Below are 16877 nucleotides of genomic sequence, written 5' to 3'. Positions count from 1 at the left end.
GGCCGCTCAACCGGCGGAGAGCGACACCGCCCCGAACAGGTTCCGCGTCACGCCCGTGATCTCGCGGGTCTCCGGTTTCCAGCGCAGCAACCCGCCCGGGTTGTGGCGCAGCAGCACCGCGCCGTCCGAGTCCCAGCCGAGCACCTCGCAGCAGCCCTTCCAGCGGTCGCGGCCCAGGTCGAGCAGGTGGGTCACGATGCGCGTCCGGGCGTTCAGCAGCGCGACGCCCTCCAGCCCGCCCATCGTGTCGGTGGTGATCCAGCCGGCCCGGGCGACCCGGTCGCCGCGCTGCCAGCCCCGCCCGTAGAACTCGTCGACCCGGTGACCGGGCGGCAGCGCGCGGAAGTCGACCGCGCCGATGCCCCGGTACGTCCCGTCGCCGGCCCGCCGGACCTCCGTCAGCCTCGGCGGTGTGCCGCCCAGTTCGAGCGGGACGTTCGGCGTGGTCGCCGGGTCGGGCGTGACCGCGTCCCAGGGCGACACCGGGATGTTCCGGGCCGCGCCGGTGTGCGGATCCAGCTCGTACGTGGTGTCGTCGTCGCCGACGAGCAGCCGGTCGCCGGACCAGAGGACGTGCTCCAGATAGCCCTTGAGCGGGTGGCGACGTACGGCGGCGGTGGTCAGGTCGACCACGATCACCTCGTCGGTCTGGGCGAAGGCGGCGGTCCGCCCGTCCGGGGAGAGGCTCCCGCTCTTCAGCGGCACCGCCTCGTTGCCCCCGGCGTCTCGGGTCGGGGCGGGGGTGACCACGTCGAGGTCCCGTACGACGCCGTCGTCGCCGAGCACCCGGATCCGGCCGGCGACGCCGGTCCCGGGGTCGACCGGCTGGTGCAGCGCCAGTGCCCGGCGTACGGGCCGGTCGGAGAGCGTCGCGCCGACCGGATCGCCGAGGCGGCCCAGCGGGTGCCCGGGATAGGTCAGGTCGGCCGGGGGCGTCTGCACGGGCACGGGGTGCGGGGTCGGGTTCTTCTCCGGTGTCGCGGTGGTGGCCGACGGTGGCGGCGCGGCGGGGCGCAGAGCCAGTGCCGCACCGCCGGTGAGCAGGGCGACCGCGAGCGCGGTGGCGCCGGCGGCGCGGCGGGCGCGCCGCACCCGGCGGGCCCGTTCCCAGCCGGTCGGGGCGGGGTGTGCCGGCCGGACGTCCTCGGCGGCGACGGTGAGCAGCCGGTGCAGTTCCTCTTCCCTCACGGGTTCACCTCCATTCCGGTGGCCAGGCCGCCGCCGGGCCGTTCCTCGTCGCGTCCCAGCTCCGGCGCGATCTCCCGGAGCCGGCGCAGCGCCATGTGGCACTGGCTCTTGACGGTGCCGACGGTGACGCCGAGCGCCTCGGCGGTGGCGGCCTCGGTGAGATCCTCGAAGTAGCGCAGCACCAGCACGGCCCGCTGCCGGGGCGGCAGGTGGCCGAGCGCGTCGCGCAGCGCGAGCCGCAGTGCCCCGTCGCCTTCGGTCGTGGCCCGCTCCGGCGGGTACTCGCTCAGCCACTCCCGGCGGCGTCGGCGCCACCAGGAGACGGCGTCGCGGTAGAGGATGGTCCGCACGTACGCGGCCGGGTCGCCGTGCCGCACCGAGGGCCAGCGCAGGGCGAGCTTGAGCAGGGCGTCCTGGAGCAGGTCCTCGGCCTGGTGCCGGTTGCCGCAGACCAGGTAGGCCGCGCGCAGCAGCCGGTGCTGGTGGCACTCGACGAAGGCGACGTAGCCGTCCCGCCCGTCGTCGGTCGTCGGCGGTCCCATCCGCCCTCCCCTCCGGCCGGCCGTCGTGCGTCACAAGACAGACGCACCGGGGCCGGAAAAGGTTGGGTGGCCGTTGGGGCGGTGCCCGGTCAGGCGTCGGGCGCGCCGCACAGGTAGCGCTGGACGGTCGGCGCGACCCAGGCGACCAGCTCGGCCGGATCGGCGTCCACCACCGGGGGCAGCCGGAGCACGTACCGGGTCAGCGCCAGGCCGAGCATCTGGCTGGCGACCAGCCCCGCCCGCCGGGGGGCCTGCGCCGGTTCCGGCACGACCCGGGCCACCGCCGTGGTGAGCTGGTCGGCGAAGATGCCCCGCATCCGCTCGGCGGCGGCGTGGTTGGTGGCGGCCGTACGCAGCAGCGCGGCCATCGTCCCGTCGGTCTCCCACCGGTCGACGAAGTGCCGGACCAGTAGCTCGCCGAGCCGTTCGGGTGGCGCGTCGGCCAGCTCGGGCAGCCGCAGGTCGAACTCGGCCGCCGCCGCGAAGAGCCCCTCCTTGCTGCCGTAGTAGCGCATCACCATCGACGGGTCGATCCGCGCGTCCGCCGCGATGGCCCGGATGGTCGCCCGGTCGTAGCCGTCGGCGGCGAAGCGTTCGCGGGCGGCGCGGAGGATCGCCGCCCGGGTGGCGTCGGAGCGGCGGGTTCGGGGCGGCGCGGCGTCGGTCATGCCCACGACCGTATGCCAACGCCTGTTGACACTCCAGCGCCAGGAGAATTACCGTTGCCAACAATCGTTTGCCAACAGATGTTGGCATGAGCGGACGGAGGTCGACGATGCTGCCCACGAGCACGGACGTCCTGGTGGTGGGGGCCGGCCCGACCGGGCTGACCGCTGCGCTGACCCTCGCCCGGCGCGGTGTCGACGTGACCGTGGTCGACCGGCTGGACCGGCCGCCGCGAACCTCCCGGGCGGCGGTCGTGCACGCGTACACCCTGGAGACGCTGGACCGGATCGGCGCCGGCGCCCCGCTGGTGGCGCGCGGGCTGCGGTCGCCGGGATTCACCGTCCGCGACCGCGACCGGGCGCTGCTCACCGTGCCGTTCGACACGCTGCCCTCCCGGCACCCCTACGCGCTGATGGTGTCCCAGTCGGTCACGGAGGAGGTGCTCGCCGGGCAGCTCGCCGCGCTCGGCGTCCCGGTGCTGCGCCCGTACGAGATGACCGGGCTGGTCCCCGACGCGGCCGGCGCGGTCGCGACGTTCGCGGGCGGCGCGACGGTCCGGGCCCGCTACCTGGTCGGCGCCGACGGGATGCACAGCACGGTGCGGGAGCGGGCCGGGATCGGCTTCTCCGGCCCGGCCGGCGGCGAGGAGTCGTTCGTCCTCGCCGACGTCCGGCTGGAGAGCGCGCTGCCCCGCGACCGGGTGTCCCTCTTCCTGGCCCGCTCCGGCCCGCTGGTCTGGGCGCCGCTGCCCGACGGGGTGGTCCGGCTGGTCGCGGCCGTGGCGGAGGCTCCGGCCGCGCCCGACCGGGCCCACCTCCAGGCGCTGCTCGACGAGCGCGGGCCGGCCCGCCGCCCCGACCGGCTGACGGAGGTGCTCTGGGGCTCCCGGTTCCGGATCCACCACCGGATCGCCGACACCTTCCGCCGGGGGCCGGTGCTGCTCGCCGGCGACGCAGGGCACGTGCACAGCCCCGCCGGCGGGCAGGGGATGAACCTCGGCATCGTGGACGCGGTCGACCTCGGCGGCACGCTCGCCGACGTGCTGGCCGGCGCGCCCGACGCGCTGCTCGACGCGTACGCGGCCCGGCGCCGCCCGATGGCCGGGGAGGTGGTGGCCCTGGCCGCCCGGCTGACCAGGCTCGCCACCCTGCCACCGGCCGCCCGGCCGGCCCGGAACCTGCTGTTCCGCCTGCTCGGCGCCGTGCCGCCGGCCCGGCACCGGATCGCGATGCGCCTCTCCGGCCTGCACCACCGCGACGGATCGCGCGGCTGACCTGGCCAGTGGATCGCGCGGCCGGGCTGCCCTTCGGATCGCGCGGCCGGGCTGCCCGTTGGGCCAGGCGCGGCGGGGCGCGCGGCTAGGCTGCCCCGGTGGGTCAGGTGTGGCGGGACTGGGGTGGCGTGCTGCTCGCCGTGGCCGCCGCGCTGCCCCTGCTGGCCCTCCTCACCGCGGTGCTGGCGCGCCACCGCCGCGACGCCGCGACGGTCGGGGAGTCGTGGCGGCGCAGCGTCGCCGAGGTGGGCGCGGTGGCCGGCACCCTGCCGTGGGTGTGGATGATCCTCACCCCCCGGCCCGCGCCCCGGCAGGTCGACCCGGTGCCGCTGCGCGACCTGGCCGACCTGCTCACCGGGCCGCCGGCGACCGCCGTGGTCCAGGTCGTCGGCAACCTGCTGGTCTTCGCCGCGCTGGGCTTCTTCGCCCCGGTACGCCTGGCCGCGCTGGCCGGCGTCGGCCGGCTGTTCCTGCTCGGGGCGGCCGGTTCCGTGCTGGTCGAGTCCCTCCAGTACGCGCTCGAGCTCGGCCGGGTCTCCTCGGCCGACGACGTGCTGCTCAACGCGACGGGCGCCGCCCTGGCCGGGCTGCTGTCGCGGCGCTGGTGGGCCCGGCGGCCGGTGCCGGCGCGGGAGGTCGCAGCGTCCGCCACGCCGCGAGGGTGACCAGCACGAAGACCCCGGCCACCGCCGCCGCCACCGGTCCCACCCCGTACGCCGCGCCGGCCATGCCCGCGAGGGCCGCCCCGACCGGCGCGGTGAGCAGGCCGACCATCCGTTGGGCGGCGCCCACCCGGCCGAGCAGGGCGGGCGGCACGCGGCGCTGCCCGTACGCGGCCCAGAGGCCGTTCCACACCGTGGTGCCGGCCGCGAACACGGCCAGCGCCAGCCCGCCGGGCACGGGGTGCCGGGCCAGCGCCAGCCCGGTCAGCGCGACGGCCTGGCCGGCGAGCACGACGCGCAGCGCGGACACCGTGCCGAGCCGGGCGGCCAACCGGCCCGCCCCGAGCCCACCGGCGAGCCCGCCGAGGACCGCCCCCGCGGCGAACAGCCCGTACCCGGCCGGCGGCACCCGCAGCACGTCGAGCGCGTAGAGCACCAGCACCGCCATCAGCCCGCTGATCGCCAGGTTGCTCCCGGCGGTCGCCACGGTCAGCCGCCACAGCGTCGCGTCCCCGCGCACCCACCGCACCCCCTCGACGCCCTCCCGCCACACCGACCGCCGCTTGGCGTGGGCGCGGGGGCTGGGCGGGACGGGACGGAGGGCGAGGGTCAGCAGGGCGGCGCAGAGGAAGGTGAGGGCGTCCACGGCGAACGGCAGCGGGGCGGCCAGGGCGAAGAGCACGCCGGCGGCCGGGGCGCCGAGGAAGCCGCCCGCCACCGCCGAGCCGGCCTGGAGGCGGCCGTTGGCCCGGGGCAGCGCGGCCGGCGGCACCACGGACGGGAGCATCGCGAACGAGGCGGCGTCGAAGAGGGTGCCGAGCGCGGCGAGCAGGAAGGCCACGGCCACCAGCGCGGCGACGCTGGCCCGGTCGAGGGCGAGTGCGAGGGCGAGTGCGCCGATCACGGCGGCGCGCAGGCCGTCCACCACCGCCATCGTCCGGCGGCGGTCCCAGCGGTCCGCGTACACGCCGCCGAGCAGGCCGAACAGCAGCGGCGGGAGCTGCCCGGCCACGGTCACCGCCGCGATCACCCGGGGATCGCGGGTCAGCGTCGCGGCCAGCAGCGCCAGTGCCGGCGTACGCAGGGCGTCGCCGAGGCGCGAGGACACGGCGGCGGACCAGAGCAGCCGGTAGTCGCGGCCGAGCGGGGGTGCGGTCATGCCGGCGACCCTCCGGGCTCGACCGGGTCGAGGGTCAAGGGGCCCGGACGCGCCGGTCAGCGGCGGCGGACGTGAGCCAACCGACGGGTAGCGGAGGCTCCACGCCGGGCCGGTCGAGGTCTACGCTTGCCCGGTGACGGTCGAGCAGCAGGCGCGGGGCAGGGCGAACGGTGCCGCGGGGTCGGCCCGGCGCCGGTCCCGCAAGGACGAGATCCTGGAGATCGCGGTCGGCCTCTTCGCGTCCCGGGGCTACCACGGCGTCTCGATGGACGACATCGGCGCGGCCGCCGGGGTCACCGGCCCGGCGCTCTACCACCACTTCGCGGGCAAGGAGGCCATGCTGGTCGCCGCGCTGATCCCGGTCAGCGAGGAACTGCTGGCCGGCGGTCAGCAGCGGTCCGCCGGCCACCCGGACGACCCGCGCGGCGCGCTGGAGTCGCTGATCGACTTCCACGTCGACTTCGCGCTGGCCAACCCGGCGGTGATCGCCCTGCACCTGCACGAGCTGGACCGCCTCCCCGACGAGCCGCGCCGCCGGATCCGCCGGCTCCAGCGGCTCTACGTCGAACAGTGGGTGACGGTGCTGACCGCGCTGCACCCGGGCATGCCCGACGGTGAGGCGCGGGTGCTGGCCCACGCCGCGTTCGGCCTGATGAACTCGACGCCGTTCCTGGGTGGCGAGGTGGACCGGCGTCGCCGGGCGGAGCTGCTCCGCGCCGCCACCCTGGCCGCACTGCTGGCCCACCCCGGTCCCTGAACCGGGCGGGGGCAACTCGTCAGTAACCTTCCGGCCGTGGTTCCCTAGCACCCGTCCCCACCCCTGGACGCTGGAGGGAAACATGATCGAGTCGCTGCTGGTCGCCAACCGGGGCGAGATCGCCCGCCGGATCATCCGGACCGCCAGGCGGCTCGGCATCCGCGCGATCGCGGTGCACTCGGAGGCCGACGCCGACCTGCCGTTCGTGACGGAGGCCGACGAGGCGGTGTGCGTGGGTCCGGCCAACCCGGCCCAGAGCTACCGCAACGTCGAGGCCATTCTCGCCGCCGCCAAGTCGACCGGCGCGCAGGCCATCCACCCCGGCTACGGCTTCCTGTCGGAGAACGCCGACTTCGCCCGTACCGTCGAGGCGAGCGGGCTGATCTGGGTCGGGCCCGGCGCGGACGCGATCACCGCGATGGGCGACAAGATCAACGCCCGGAACCTGATGGCGGCGGCCGGGGTGCCGGTCGCGCCCGGCACCACCGACCCGGCGGCCGACCTCGACGCGGCGGTCGTCGCGGCGGCGGGGATCGGCTACCCGGTGATGGTCAAGGCCGCGGCCGGTGGCGGCGGCATGGGCATGGGCGTGGCGAACGACGAGGCCGCGCTGCGCACCGAGTACGACAAGGTGCGCTCCTTCGCCGAGCGCATGTTCGGCGACGGCTCGGTGCTGATCGAGCGGTACTTCCCCCGGGTGCGCCACGTCGAGGTGCAGATCCTCGGCCTGGCCGACGGCCGGGTGGTCGCCCTCGGCGAGCGGGAGTGCTCGGTGCAGCGGCGCAACCAGAAGCTGGTCGAGGAGTCGCCGTCGCCGGCGGTCTCCCCGGAGCTGCGCGAGCGCATCCTGGCCGCCGCCGTGCGCGCCGGCGAGGCGGTGGGCTACCGCAACGCGGGCACGGTCGAGTGCCTGCTCGATCCTGCCACGCAGGAGTTCTTCTTTCTGGAGATGAACACGCGGCTCCAGGTCGAGCACCCGGTCACCGAGCTGGTCTACGGCGTCGACCTGGTCGAGGAGCAGCTGCGGGTGGCCGCCGGCCTGGCGCCGACCTTCGACCCGGACGCGCTCGCCCCGCGCGGGCACGCCATCGAGCTGCGGATCAACGCCGAGGACCCGAAGCGCTTCCTGCCCGGCCCCGGCGTGATCAGGACGTGGGTGGAGCCGACCGGCGAGGGCGTCCGGGTGGACTCGGGCTACGTCGAGGGCAACACCGTCACCCCGTTCTACGACAGCCTGATGGCCAAGCTCATCGTCAACGGCGAGGATCGGGCGCAGGCAGTCGAGCGGGCCCGGGCGGCGGTCGCCGCCTTCGAGCTGGCCGGCCCGAAGAACAACCTCCCCTTCTTCGCCGAACTCCTGGAGAACGAGGAATTCCTCTCCGGCGACTACGACACCGCCATCGTCACCCGAATGCGCTGAACCCCGGTCCCGTCCCGTTGATCATGAAGTTGTTGCCCTCGGCTGCGGCGTGTCGTGGCGGTAACTTCATGATCAACCGGGATGGGGCGGTGAAGGGGGTGGGAGGCTGGAGGGGACAGAACAGCTCTGCGTCACAGTGAGGTGACCCCTTATGGCGGAAATGCCGAACTCCGTGTCGATCCGGGAGGTCGGGCCGCGCGACGGGCTCCAGAACGAGGAGCCGATCCCGACCGAGGCCAAGGTGCGGCTGCTCGACGCCCTCTCCGGCACCGGCGTGCAGCGGATCGAGGCCGTCTCGTTCGTGCACCCGAAGGCGATCCCGCAGATGGCCGACGCCGACGAGGTGTGGCAGCGGGCCGCGAAGGCCGACGGCGTGCGCTACTCGGCGCTGGTGCCGAACACCCGGGGCGCGCAGCGGGCCCTGGCCGCCGGCTTCACCGAGATCGAGGTGGTGGTCTCGGCCAGCGACACGCACAACCGGCGCAACGTCAACCGCTCCACCGACGAGTCGCTGGACGACATCGCCGAGCTGATCGACCTGCTGCACGGCGCCGGCGCGCAGGCCGAGGTGATCGTGGCGACAAGCTTCGGCTGCCCGTACGAGGGGGACACCGACCCGGCCCGGGTGGCCGCCATCGTGGACCGGGTGGTCCGCGACGGCGCCGACCGGGTGGCCTTCGGCGACACCACCGGCATGGGTACGCCCCGACGGGTCCGCGAGCTGCTGACGGCGGTACGCGACCGCAACGCGCACGTGCCGGTGCTGCTGCACTTCCACAACACCCGGGGCACCGCGCTGGCCAACATGCTCACCGCGCTGGAGCTGGGCGTGACCGAGTTCGACGCCAGCGTCGGCGGCCTCGGCGGCTGCCCGTACGCGCCGGGGGCCAGCGGCAACCTGGCCACCGAGGAGGCGGTGCACATGCTGCACGACATGGGCATCGGAACCGGCATCGACCTGGACGCCCTGGTCGAGGTGGCCGAGCTGGCCGAGGAGCTGGTCGGCAAGCGGCTCCCGTCGGGGGTGCTCCGCGCGGGCCCGCGTACCCGGCTGACGCCGCTGCCGGGCTGACCGTTCACCGAACGCGGGGAGGGGCCGGCGTCGTGCCGGCCCCTCCGACGTGCCTGGTCGGTCAGCCCACCGTGGCGAGCGTGGCCGGCCAGCTGTCCTGGAAGATCTGCGACCCGGCGCGGTTGGTGCTGAGGGTGCCGGCGAAGAGGCTGCTCACCCGGTTCGCCTCGGTGGTGCTCGGGTACGGGTTGGTGCAGCTGGTGCCGGCGCTGCCGCCGGACATCAGGAGCGCGCAGTTGCCGTTGTAGTTGTCGGGCAGGCCGAGGATGTGCCCGATCTCGTGGGTCATGATCCGCAGCGGGCTGTACTGCTGGGCCTGCTGGGTGTCGATGTAGACCCGCCCGTTGCCGAGGCTGGTCCGGACGGCGTACGAGCCGCCGCCGGTGATCTGGTAGATCCGCAGGTTGGAACCGCAGTTCGCCGTGAGCGTCAGGTTCGACGTGGCGTTGTTCCAGATCGAGGCGGCCTGGTTGGCGGTGCCGGCGAAGCTCCCCGCCTGGCTGGTGTTGTAGCAGATGGTCATGGCGGCGGAGGCGGGTGACGGGTTGGCGACCGTGACGCCGAGGGTGGCCAGTGCCGTCGCGACGAACGCGACCGCGAGCCGGTTGAGCCGTGAGGTCATCGCTGACTCCAATCCGGGTGGAGGGGTGTCAGGAGCGTAGCCCCATAAATTCATGATTTTCAATGCCTCTCGACCGGGTGGGGTCGGGTGGCGTCGCCCCCGCCGGCCGTGGCTCGCCGGGGGGCGGGAGGATGCGCTAGCCTAACGATCGTTCAGGTCAGTCGGTCCGCCCGCGAGGCGACCGGCTCAGGTGGCGAGGGAGTCGGCGTGACGCTCGACGGTGAGGCACTGGAGCAGCTGCGCAAGCGGGCCCGGGCCGGCGGTGCGGACAAGTACCACGCGGCGAACGCCGCCAAGGGCAAGCTCTTCGCCCGGGAGCGGGTCGCGCTCCTGGTGGACGAGGGCTCCTTCGTCGAGGACGGCCTCTACGCCAACGCGATGGCCGAGGGCCTCCCCGCCGACGGCGTGGTGACCGGCACCGCCACCATCGACGGCCGGCCGGTCTGCCTGATGGCGAACGACTCCACGGTCAAGGCCGGCAGCTGGGGCGCCCGTACCGTCGAGAAGATCATCCGGATCATCGAGCGGGCCTACTCGACGAGCGTGCCGATGGTCTACCTGGTCGACTCGGCCGGCGCCCGGATCACCGACCAGGTCGACCTCTTCCCCGGCCGCCGCGGCGCCGGCAAGATCTTCTGGAACCAGGTCCGCGCCTCCGGCTCCATCCCGCAGGTCTGCGCGCTCTTCGGGCCGAGCGCGGCCGGCGGGGCGTACATTCCCGCGTTCTGCGACGTGGTCGCCATGGTCGACGGCAACGCCAGCATGTACCTCGGCTCCGACCGCATGGTCGAGATGGTCACCGGCGAGAAGACCACGCTGGAGGCCATGGGCGGCGCCAAGGTGCACTGCGCCGAGTCCGGCGTCGGGCACTTCCTCTGCAAGACCGAGGCCGACGCGCTCGACGTGGTGCGGCGCTACCTGTCCTACCTACCGGGGAACTGGACGCAGCAGCCGCCGGCCGCGCCCGCCGTCGCGGCGCCGGAGAAGGCCGACCTGGCCGCGCTGGTGCCGGCGAGCGAGCGGCAGGCGTTCGACATGCGGCGGTACGTCAAGGGCCTGCTCGACGACGGCTCCTTCTTCGAGATCCAGGCGCTCTGGGCCAAGGAACTGACCATCGGCTTCGGCCGGCTCGACGGCGAGGTCGTCGGCGTGGTCGGCAACAACTCGATGTTCAAGGGCGGCGTGCTCTTCGTCGACTCGGCCGACAAGGCGACCCGCTTCGTGCAGCTCTGCGACGCGTTCAACGTGCCGCTGCTCTTCCTCTCCGACGTCCCTGGGTTCATGGTCGGCAGCGCGGTGGAGAAGCAGGGCATCATCCGGCACGGTGCCAAGATGATCACCGCGATCTCGGAGGCGACCGTACCCAAGATCTGCGTGGTGGTCCGCAAGGCGTACGGCGCCGGCCTCTACGCGATGGCCGGTCCCGGCTTCGAGCCGGACGCCACGATCGCGCTGCCCACCGCCAAGATCGCCGTGATGGGGGCGGAGGCGGCGGTCAACGCGGTCTACGCCAACAAGATCGCGGCGATCGGGGACGAGGCGGAGCGGGCCGCGTTCGTCGCCGCGAAGCGCGAGGAGTACGAGCGCGACATCGACGTGGTCCGGCTCGCCAGCGAGCTGGTCGTCGACGCGATCGTCGAGCCGCACGAGCTGCGCGCCGAGCTGGTCCGCCGGTTCGCCGCCGCCCGCACCAAGGAGCGGCACTTCTCCCGGCGCCGGCACGGCGTCACCCCGGTCTGATCCGCCGCCGGCCCCACCCGGCCGGCCCGGATCCGCACCGCACCAGCGACCCGTCCGTTCCCGGCGTCACGAGCGCCCGGCGGCCCATCCACACAGGAGGATTCCATGGACTTCCGGCTCACCGAGGAGCAAGAGGCGCTGCGGGAGAGCGTGCGGGAATTCGCGCGCGAGGTGGTCGCCCCGGTCATCGCGGAACACTACGAGAAGCACACCTTCCCGTACGAGGTGATCCGGCAGATGGGCAAGATGGGTCTGTTCGGCCTGCCCTTCGCCGAGGAGCACGGCGGCATGGGCGGCGACTACTTCGCGCTCTGCCTCGCGCTGGAGGAGCTGGCCCGGGTCGACTCCAGCGTCGCCATCACCCTGGAGGCGGCGGTCTCGCTGGGCGCGATGCCGATCTACCGCTTCGGCACCGACGAGCAGAAGGCGACGTGGCTGCCGAAGCTGCTCAGCGGCGAGGCGCTGGCCGGCTTCGGGCTGACCGAGCCGGGCACCGGCTCGGACGCCGGCGGCACCCAGACCCGCGCGGTGCTCGACGAGTCCACCAACGAGTGGGTGATCAACGGCTCCAAGGCGTTCATCACCAACTCGGGCACCGACATCACGGCGCTGGTCACCGTCACCGCGGTCACCGGCACCCGCCCGGACGGCGCCAAGGAGCTCTCCACCATCATCGTCCCCTCGGGTACGCCGGGCTTCACCGTCGCGCCGGGCTACTCCAAGGTCGGCTGGAACGCCTCGGACACGCACGAGCTGACCTTCGACGACTGCCGGGTGCCGGCGGCGAACCTGCTCGGCGAGCGCGGCCGGGGCTTCGCCCAGTTCCTGCGCATCCTCGACGAGGGGCGGATCGCCATCGCCGCCCTGGCCGTCGGCCTCGCCCAGGGCTGCGTCGACGAGTCGATCAGGTACGCGAAGGAACGCCAGGCGTTCGGCCAGCCGATCGGCAACTACCAGGCGATCCAGTTCAAGATCGCCGACATGGAGATGAAGGCGCACACCGCCCGGCTGGCCTACTACGACGCCGCCGCGCGGATGCTCGCCGGTGAGCCGTTCAAGCGGCAGGCCGCCATCGCCAAGCTGCACGCCAGCACCATCGCGGTGGACAATGCCCGCGAGGCCACCCAGATCCACGGTGGCTACGGCTTCATGAACGAGTACCCGGTGGCCCGCTTCTGGCGCGACTCCAAGATCCTGGAGATCGGCGAGGGCACGTCCGAGGTGCAGCGCATGATCATCGCGCGCGATCTGGGTATGTGACGGCGACGGGTCCGCTGGCGTCGAGGCAGCCGCCTCCGCGCCACCGGGCCCGCCCGGCGTGTCCGGTCCGCCCGGGGTGACCCGTCCGCTGCGCGCCGCCGGTCCGTTCCCGCTGCCGGTCCGTTCCGTGCCACCGGGTCCGGTCCGCGTCGCCGTCGGTCCGTTCCGCTGTCGGATATCCGCACCGGGGCGTCGGCAGGGCGACGCTCGGCTGCCGTCGGTCGTACCCCCTCCGTACCCTTCCTGCCCATGACGCCGGTTCATGATCGTTCGCCGCATCCGGGCGGTCGCACCGGGCTGCCGGAGCTGTTGCGCGGGCACCGGCTCGCCGCCGGCCTGACCCAGGCCGAGCTGGCGGGCCGGGCCGGTGTGGGCGTCCGGACCGTCCGCGACCTGGAGCGGGGCCGCTCGTCCCGGCCGCAGCGCACCACGGTCGAGCTGCTCGCCGGCGCGCTGGAGCTGGCCGGCGCCGTCCGGTCGACGTTCCTGGCCGCCGCCCGGGGGCCGGTCCCGGTCGCCGCGTCGGCCACCCCCGGCGGCGCCCCGCCGGCCCGCGTCGACCTCGACCACCACGCCGGTACGCCGGCCGCGCTCCCACCCCCGGTCGCGCTGGTCGGCCGCGACCGTGACCTGACCGAGCTGGTCGGGTTGTTCACCGACGGGCGCGGGCCCCGGCTGGCCAGCCTGGTCGGGCTGGCCGGCGTGGGCAAGACCGCGCTGGCCCTCTCGGTGGTCCACGCGGTCGCCGACGACCATCCCGGCGGGGCGGCCGGAGTGCTCATCGGCGAGGGCTCGGACGCGGCCGACGTGCTCGCCGCCTCGGTCGCCGTCTTCGGCGTCGCCCGGCTGCCCGAGCTGAGCGCCCGCCTCGCCGGCCGGCCGGCGCTGCTGCTCGTGGACGCGGCCGAGCGGGCCCCCGACGCGGTCGCCGAGACGGTGCACCGGCTCGCCGGCGCGGTGCCGTCGCTGCGGGTGCTGGTCACCGGCCGGCACCCGGTCGGCCTGCCCGGGGAGCGGGTGTGGCCGGTCGCCCCGCTCGACGTGCCGCCGCCGGGCAGCGAGCGGGAGGGCCCGGCAGCGCTGGCCGGCTATCCCGCCGTGGCCCTCTTCACCGCCCGGCTCGCCCAGGTCCGCCGGGAGCCGCCCGGTCCCGCCGAGTTGCCCGCCCTCGCCGCCCTGGTACGCCGCCTGGGCGGGCTCCCGCTCGCCATCGAGCTGATGGCGGCCCGGGGCCGGATCCTCGACCTCAACGAACTGCTCGACCGGTACGGCGACCGCGTCCTCGACCTGACCACCTCGTCGGGGGCGGCCGGGCGGCCCGGCTGGGACAGTACGGAGCCGGGCCGTCCGGAGAGCCCACGGGCGGCGGTGGCGGAGACCCTGCGCGACGCGGTGGCCGTCAGCTACCGCCTCCTCGCCCCCGACGAGCGGGCCGCGTTGCGCCGGCTCGCCGCGTTCGGCAACCGCTGGTCGGTCGAGCTGGCCGAGGAGATGCTCGCCGACCCCGCCGACCGGGACGGGACGGTGGTCGTGGACCCGGTGCCGCTGCTCGACCGGCTCGTCGAACTCGGTCTGCTGAGCGTCCGGGGCGCCGGGCCGTTCCGGTTCCGCCTGCTCGACGCCGTACGGGACTTCGCCGCGGAACAGGCGACCGGCGCGGGCGAGCTGACCGCGATCCGGCGCCGGCACGCCCAGGTCGTCGCCCGGCTGGTGGCGCGGACCGCACCGGAGCTGGTCGGGGCCAACCTGCCGGCGGCGGTGCACCGCCTGGACGAGGTGTCCGGCGACATCAGCTCCGCCCTGGCGCACGCCGCCGTCGACGACCCGTTGACCGCGCTGCGGTTGGCGGCGGCGCTGTCACGCTGGTGGCGCTTCCGGGGGCGCGACGTCCCCGGCAGGCAGTGGCTCCGGCGCCTGCTGGCGGATCCGCGTACCGCCGATGTCGACCCGGTGCTGCGGGCGTGGGCGTTCCTCGGGGTGGCCCGGCTCGCCGCCGAGCACGGCGCTGGCGCCGAGGAACTGCCGGCCGCGCGGCGGGCGTTGGCCGCGTTCCGGGACGCGGGCGACATCACCGGGGAGTTGGAGGCGCGCTCGGTGCTCTGCGCGCTGCTGATCGCCCTCGGCGAGCACGACGAGGCGCGTACGCAGGCCGAGGCGGTGCTCGCGCTGGCCATCCGGCACGGGCGGGCCCGCGACATGACGGTGGCGCAGAACAACCTCGCCTGGCACGACATCCGGGTCGGTGACCTGCCGGCCGCCCGGCGCCGGCTGGCCACGGTCGACCGGCTCGCCGCGCAGGGCGGGGAGCAGCGGCTGCGGGTGCTCGCGCGGGCCAACCTCGCCGAGGTGTCCCGCCTGGAGGGCCGCTACGCCGACGCCGTCGACCAGGGCCGGCGGGTGGTGGCGGCGCTGGCGGACCTCGGCGACCCGGGCCACCGTCGCCGGGTGCTCGGCACGGTGGGGCTGGCGCTGGCCCGCGACGGCCGGTCCGCCGAGGCGGCCGAGGTGCTGGCCGAGCTGCGCCCACCCCCGGTGCCCCGCGCCGAGGAGGTCTGGTCGCCCGGGCGCCTGCCGGGTGCGCCGACGCCCGGGGCACGCCCGGAGGACGGGATCTGCGCGCTGATCGAGGGGAACCTGGCCCTGTGCCGGGGCGACCGTGAGCTGGCGGCGGAGTGGTTCGCCGCCGCGGCGGAAGCGGGCGTCGACGGCCAGGACCGGCGTGGCGTGGTGGAGGCGCTGGTGGGGCTGGCGGCCAGCTCGGGCGAACCCGGCGTGCTGGACCGTCTCGACCGGGCCTGCCGACAGAGTGGTGTCCGGCTGCTGCCGCACGAGGAGGAGCAACTGCGCCCGTGGAGGGCGCGCCGGAGCGGGTGGCCCGTCGGCGACGGCGTCGGTCGACAGGTGGAGGGCGTTGCGCAGAGCGACCGGGGGTGACGCGGGCGACGAAGCCCCTCTTGCTACCCCTCGCTCGTCGCCCGCGCCATCACCCCCCGGTGCGTCCCCACTGCCCGAAGACTAGCCACCGCCCGCACGCGGTCCCGTCCGGTTTGAACGTCTATCGTCCCGTGGGTGCGGCAGTTCTGCCGCTCTTTCTGCCGGTGCCGGGCGGGTCCCGGGAACGGGTCAGGAGGACGCGGCCGTCTCATCCCAGTCGGCGGCGGACCCGGTGCTTCCGGCGGTGGCACCGGGATGCACCGCGTCCCGGACCCGGCGCAGCCCGTCGAGCAGGGCGTCCAGGGCCGCCGGGTCGAGCTGGCCGGTGAACCACTGCTCGATGATCCGTAGGTGCCCGGGCAGGGTCTCGTCGAGGCGTTGCAGGCCGGTGGCGGTGACCACGGCGAACGAGCTGCGCCGGTCGGAGGGGCAGGCGCGGCGGGTGAGCAGCCCGTCACGTTCCATCCGGTCCACCACGCGGGTGACGCCGCTCGTCGAGAGCGAGGTCTGGGCGGCGAGGTCGGTCATCCGCAACTGGTTGCCGGGTGAGCGGGCGAGTCTGGTCAGCACCTCGAACTCGACCGGTGAGAGGCCGTGCTCCTCGAACTGGGCGGCGAACCGGGCCGAGAGCCCGGCGTGCGCCTCGACGAGCAGGCCGACAGCGGTGATCCGGGGGTCGTCGAACACGTTCTGGTCCACGCGCCCATCGTAGCAGTACTTGACACGAGGAATATTGCTGTGCCTATAGTTGCTGCGGCAGTCGTTGGGCCACTAAACAACTTTCCCACGGAGGGCAGCTTCATGACCAGCAGCACCGCACCGGTTACCCGCGACTGGGACGGCCTCACGATCCCGACCGCCGGCACCTACCTGCTGGACGCCGCGCACAAGCGCGTGGGCTTCGTCGCCCGGCACATGATGGTCAGCAAGGTACGCGGTGAGTTCGCCGACGCCAGCGCCACCATCACCGTCGCCGAGGACCCGATGCGGTCCTCGGTCAGCGCCACCATCCAGGCGGCCACCATCAACACCAACCAGGCCGACCGGGACGCGCACCTGCGCAGTCCCGAGTTCCTCGACGCCGAGGCCTTCCCGACCCTGGAGTTCCGCAGCACGGGCGTGAAGTCCCGCGACGGCAACGAGTTCGTCCTCTCCGGCGAGCTGACCGTCAAGGGCGTCACCCGCCCGGTCGACCTGGAGGTCGAGTTCGAGGGCGTCGGCCGCAGCCCGTTCGGGCAGGACATCTTCGGCTTCTCCGCCTCCACCGAGATCGACCGCGAGGACTTCGGCCTGACCTGGAACGTCGCTCTGGAGACCGGGGGCGTGCTGGTCGGCAAGAAGATCAAGATCGAGATCGAGGGCGAGGCCGTCCGCCAGGCCTGATCCGCCGTACCGCTTCCGGGCCCGCGCCGCGTCACGGCGCGGGCCCGACGCGTGTACGCAGGGTGAGAGCCGCCGGCCGGGTGCGATTTGTCACGACTCATTCGCGGTTCGATCGGGTGCCGGGCGGCGCCGCTGGGTAGAGATGCCGCCGGGAGCGCGTCCGCCGACCGGAGTACGGTCGTCCCGGCCGTGGGACCGC

At 74.6% G+C, this 16877-nt stretch carries 15 protein-coding genes; 9 read left to right on the top strand and 6 right to left on the bottom strand.

The window, feature by feature from the left end; genetic code table 11:
* Nucleotides 1–6: 6 nt before the first annotated feature.
* The 3 genes from EV374_RS14060 to EV374_RS14050 all read right to left on the bottom strand — a co-directional run bounded on the left by EV374_RS14060 (nt 7) and on the right by EV374_RS14050 (nt 2398).
* On the bottom strand, nt 7–1188 hold the full coding sequence (locus tag EV374_RS14060) for a hypothetical protein (RefSeq protein ID WP_132235397.1): 1182 nt from the start codon (nt 1186–1188) through the stop codon (nt 7–9).
* Nucleotides 1185–1730, bottom strand: a complete 546-nt coding sequence (locus EV374_RS14055; protein ID WP_132235395.1) for a SigE family RNA polymerase sigma factor — start codon at nt 1728–1730, stop codon at nt 1185–1187. The genes EV374_RS14060 and EV374_RS14055 overlap by 4 nt, the downstream gene beginning before the upstream one ends.
* Nucleotides 1731–1819: 89 nt before the next feature.
* A complete protein-coding gene (locus EV374_RS14050; protein WP_207914180.1) occupies nt 1820–2398 on the bottom strand; it encodes a TetR/AcrR family transcriptional regulator in 579 nt (192 codons plus the stop codon).
* Between the two features lie 86 nt (nt 2399–2484).
* Here EV374_RS14050 and EV374_RS14045 point away from each other — a divergent pair, with 86 nt between their 5' ends.
* Both EV374_RS14045 and EV374_RS14040 read left to right on the top strand, forming a co-directional pair.
* On the top strand, nt 2485–3669 hold the full coding sequence (locus tag EV374_RS14045; RefSeq protein WP_486485744.1) for an FAD-dependent oxidoreductase: 1185 nt from the start codon (nt 2485–2487) through the stop codon (nt 3667–3669).
* 98 nt (nt 3670–3767) lie between these two features.
* The gene (locus tag EV374_RS14040; RefSeq protein ID WP_132235391.1) at nt 3768–4334 is read left to right on the top strand and encodes a VanZ family protein; all 567 of its coding nucleotides are present in this window, start codon (nt 3768–3770) and stop codon (nt 4332–4334) included.
* Here EV374_RS14040 and EV374_RS14035 read toward each other — a convergent pair.
* Complete coding sequence (locus EV374_RS14035; protein ID WP_132235389.1) at nt 4228–5490, bottom strand: MFS transporter; 1263 nt, start codon at nt 5488–5490, stop codon at nt 4228–4230. The two genes, EV374_RS14040 and EV374_RS14035, sit on opposite strands and share 107 nt — an antisense overlap.
* Nucleotides 5491–5623: 133 nt before the next feature.
* On the opposite strand from EV374_RS14035, the gene EV374_RS14030 reads away from it, so the two are divergent.
* The 3 genes from EV374_RS14030 to EV374_RS14020 all read left to right on the top strand — a co-directional run bounded on the left by EV374_RS14030 (nt 5624) and on the right by EV374_RS14020 (nt 8739).
* Nucleotides 5624–6247, top strand: a complete 624-nt coding sequence (locus tag EV374_RS14030) for a TetR/AcrR family transcriptional regulator (RefSeq protein WP_132235387.1) — start codon at nt 5624–5626, stop codon at nt 6245–6247.
* Nucleotides 6248–6329: 82 nt separating this feature from the next.
* Nucleotides 6330–7667, top strand: coding sequence for an ATP-binding protein (locus tag EV374_RS14025; RefSeq protein ID WP_132235385.1), 1338 nt, complete (start codon nt 6330–6332; stop codon nt 7665–7667).
* Between the two features lie 151 nt (nt 7668–7818).
* On the top strand, nt 7819–8739 hold the full coding sequence (locus tag EV374_RS14020) for a hydroxymethylglutaryl-CoA lyase (RefSeq protein WP_132235383.1): 921 nt from the start codon (nt 7819–7821) through the stop codon (nt 8737–8739).
* A gap of 61 nt (nt 8740–8800) precedes the next feature.
* Here the strand turns inward: EV374_RS14020 and EV374_RS14015 are convergent, their stop codons facing one another.
* Nucleotides 8801–9361, bottom strand: coding sequence for a snapalysin family zinc-dependent metalloprotease (locus tag EV374_RS14015; protein ID WP_132235381.1), 561 nt, complete (start codon nt 9359–9361; stop codon nt 8801–8803).
* 207 nt (nt 9362–9568) lie between these two features.
* On the opposite strand from EV374_RS14015, the gene EV374_RS14010 reads away from it, so the two are divergent.
* The 3 genes from EV374_RS14010 to EV374_RS14000 all read left to right on the top strand — a co-directional run bounded on the left by EV374_RS14010 (nt 9569) and on the right by EV374_RS14000 (nt 15295).
* Nucleotides 9569–11101 (top strand): acyl-CoA carboxylase subunit beta, encoded by a 1533-nt coding sequence (locus EV374_RS14010; RefSeq protein WP_132235379.1) that lies wholly within the window; start codon nt 9569–9571, stop codon nt 11099–11101.
* A 105-nt stretch (nt 11102–11206) separates the two neighbouring features.
* Nucleotides 11207–12361, top strand: coding sequence for an acyl-CoA dehydrogenase family protein (locus EV374_RS14005; protein WP_132235377.1), 1155 nt, complete (start codon nt 11207–11209; stop codon nt 12359–12361).
* 249 nt (nt 12362–12610) lie between these two features.
* Nucleotides 12611–15295, top strand: a complete 2685-nt coding sequence (locus tag EV374_RS14000) for a helix-turn-helix domain-containing protein (protein WP_132235375.1) — start codon at nt 12611–12613, stop codon at nt 15293–15295.
* A gap of 189 nt (nt 15296–15484) precedes the next feature.
* Here EV374_RS14000 and EV374_RS13995 read toward each other — a convergent pair whose 3' ends face one another.
* The gene (locus EV374_RS13995; RefSeq protein ID WP_132235373.1) at nt 15485–15994 is read right to left on the bottom strand and encodes a MarR family transcriptional regulator; all 510 of its coding nucleotides are present in this window, start codon (nt 15992–15994) and stop codon (nt 15485–15487) included.
* Nucleotides 15995–16096: 102 nt separating this feature from the next.
* Between EV374_RS13995 and EV374_RS13990 the strand changes: the two genes are divergently transcribed.
* Nucleotides 16097–16678 carry a YceI family protein gene (locus EV374_RS13990; protein WP_132235371.1) on the top strand — a complete coding sequence of 194 codons (582 nt, stop codon included), beginning with the start codon at nt 16097–16099 and terminating at the stop codon, nt 16676–16678.
* The last annotated feature ends 199 nt before the right edge of the window (nt 16679–16877 follow it).

The sequence above is a fragment of the Micromonospora sp. CNZ303 genome, from assembly GCF_004345505.1.
This window is presented reverse-complemented; position numbering and strand designations above follow the sequence as displayed.

Excerpts from the sequence above, each read along its gene's own strand:
- EV374_RS14055 (WP_132235395.1), bottom strand. The coding sequence starts at position 1,730 with ATGGGACCGCCGACGACCGACGACGGGCGGGACGGCTACGTCGCCTTC.
- EV374_RS14050 (WP_207914180.1), bottom strand. The coding sequence starts at position 2,398 with ATGACCGACGCCGCGCCGCCCCGAACCCGCCGCTCCGACGCCACCCGG.
- EV374_RS14045 (WP_486485744.1), top strand. The coding sequence starts at position 2,485 with ATGAGCGGACGGAGGTCGACGATGCTGCCCACGAGCACGGACGTCCTG.
- EV374_RS14035 (WP_132235389.1), bottom strand. The coding sequence starts at position 5,490 with ATGACCGCACCCCCGCTCGGCCGCGACTACCGGCTGCTCTGGTCCGCC.
- EV374_RS14025 (WP_132235385.1), top strand. The coding sequence starts at position 6,330 with ATGATCGAGTCGCTGCTGGTCGCCAACCGGGGCGAGATCGCCCGCCGG.
- EV374_RS14020 (WP_132235383.1), top strand. The coding sequence starts at position 7,819 with ATGGCGGAAATGCCGAACTCCGTGTCGATCCGGGAGGTCGGGCCGCGC.
- EV374_RS14015 (WP_132235381.1), bottom strand. The coding sequence starts at position 9,361 with ATGACCTCACGGCTCAACCGGCTCGCGGTCGCGTTCGTCGCGACGGCA.
- EV374_RS14005 (WP_132235377.1), top strand. The coding sequence starts at position 11,207 with ATGGACTTCCGGCTCACCGAGGAGCAAGAGGCGCTGCGGGAGAGCGTG.
- EV374_RS14000 (WP_132235375.1), top strand. The coding sequence starts at position 12,611 with ATGACGCCGGTTCATGATCGTTCGCCGCATCCGGGCGGTCGCACCGGG.
- EV374_RS13990 (WP_132235371.1), top strand. The coding sequence starts at position 16,097 with ATGACCAGCAGCACCGCACCGGTTACCCGCGACTGGGACGGCCTCACG.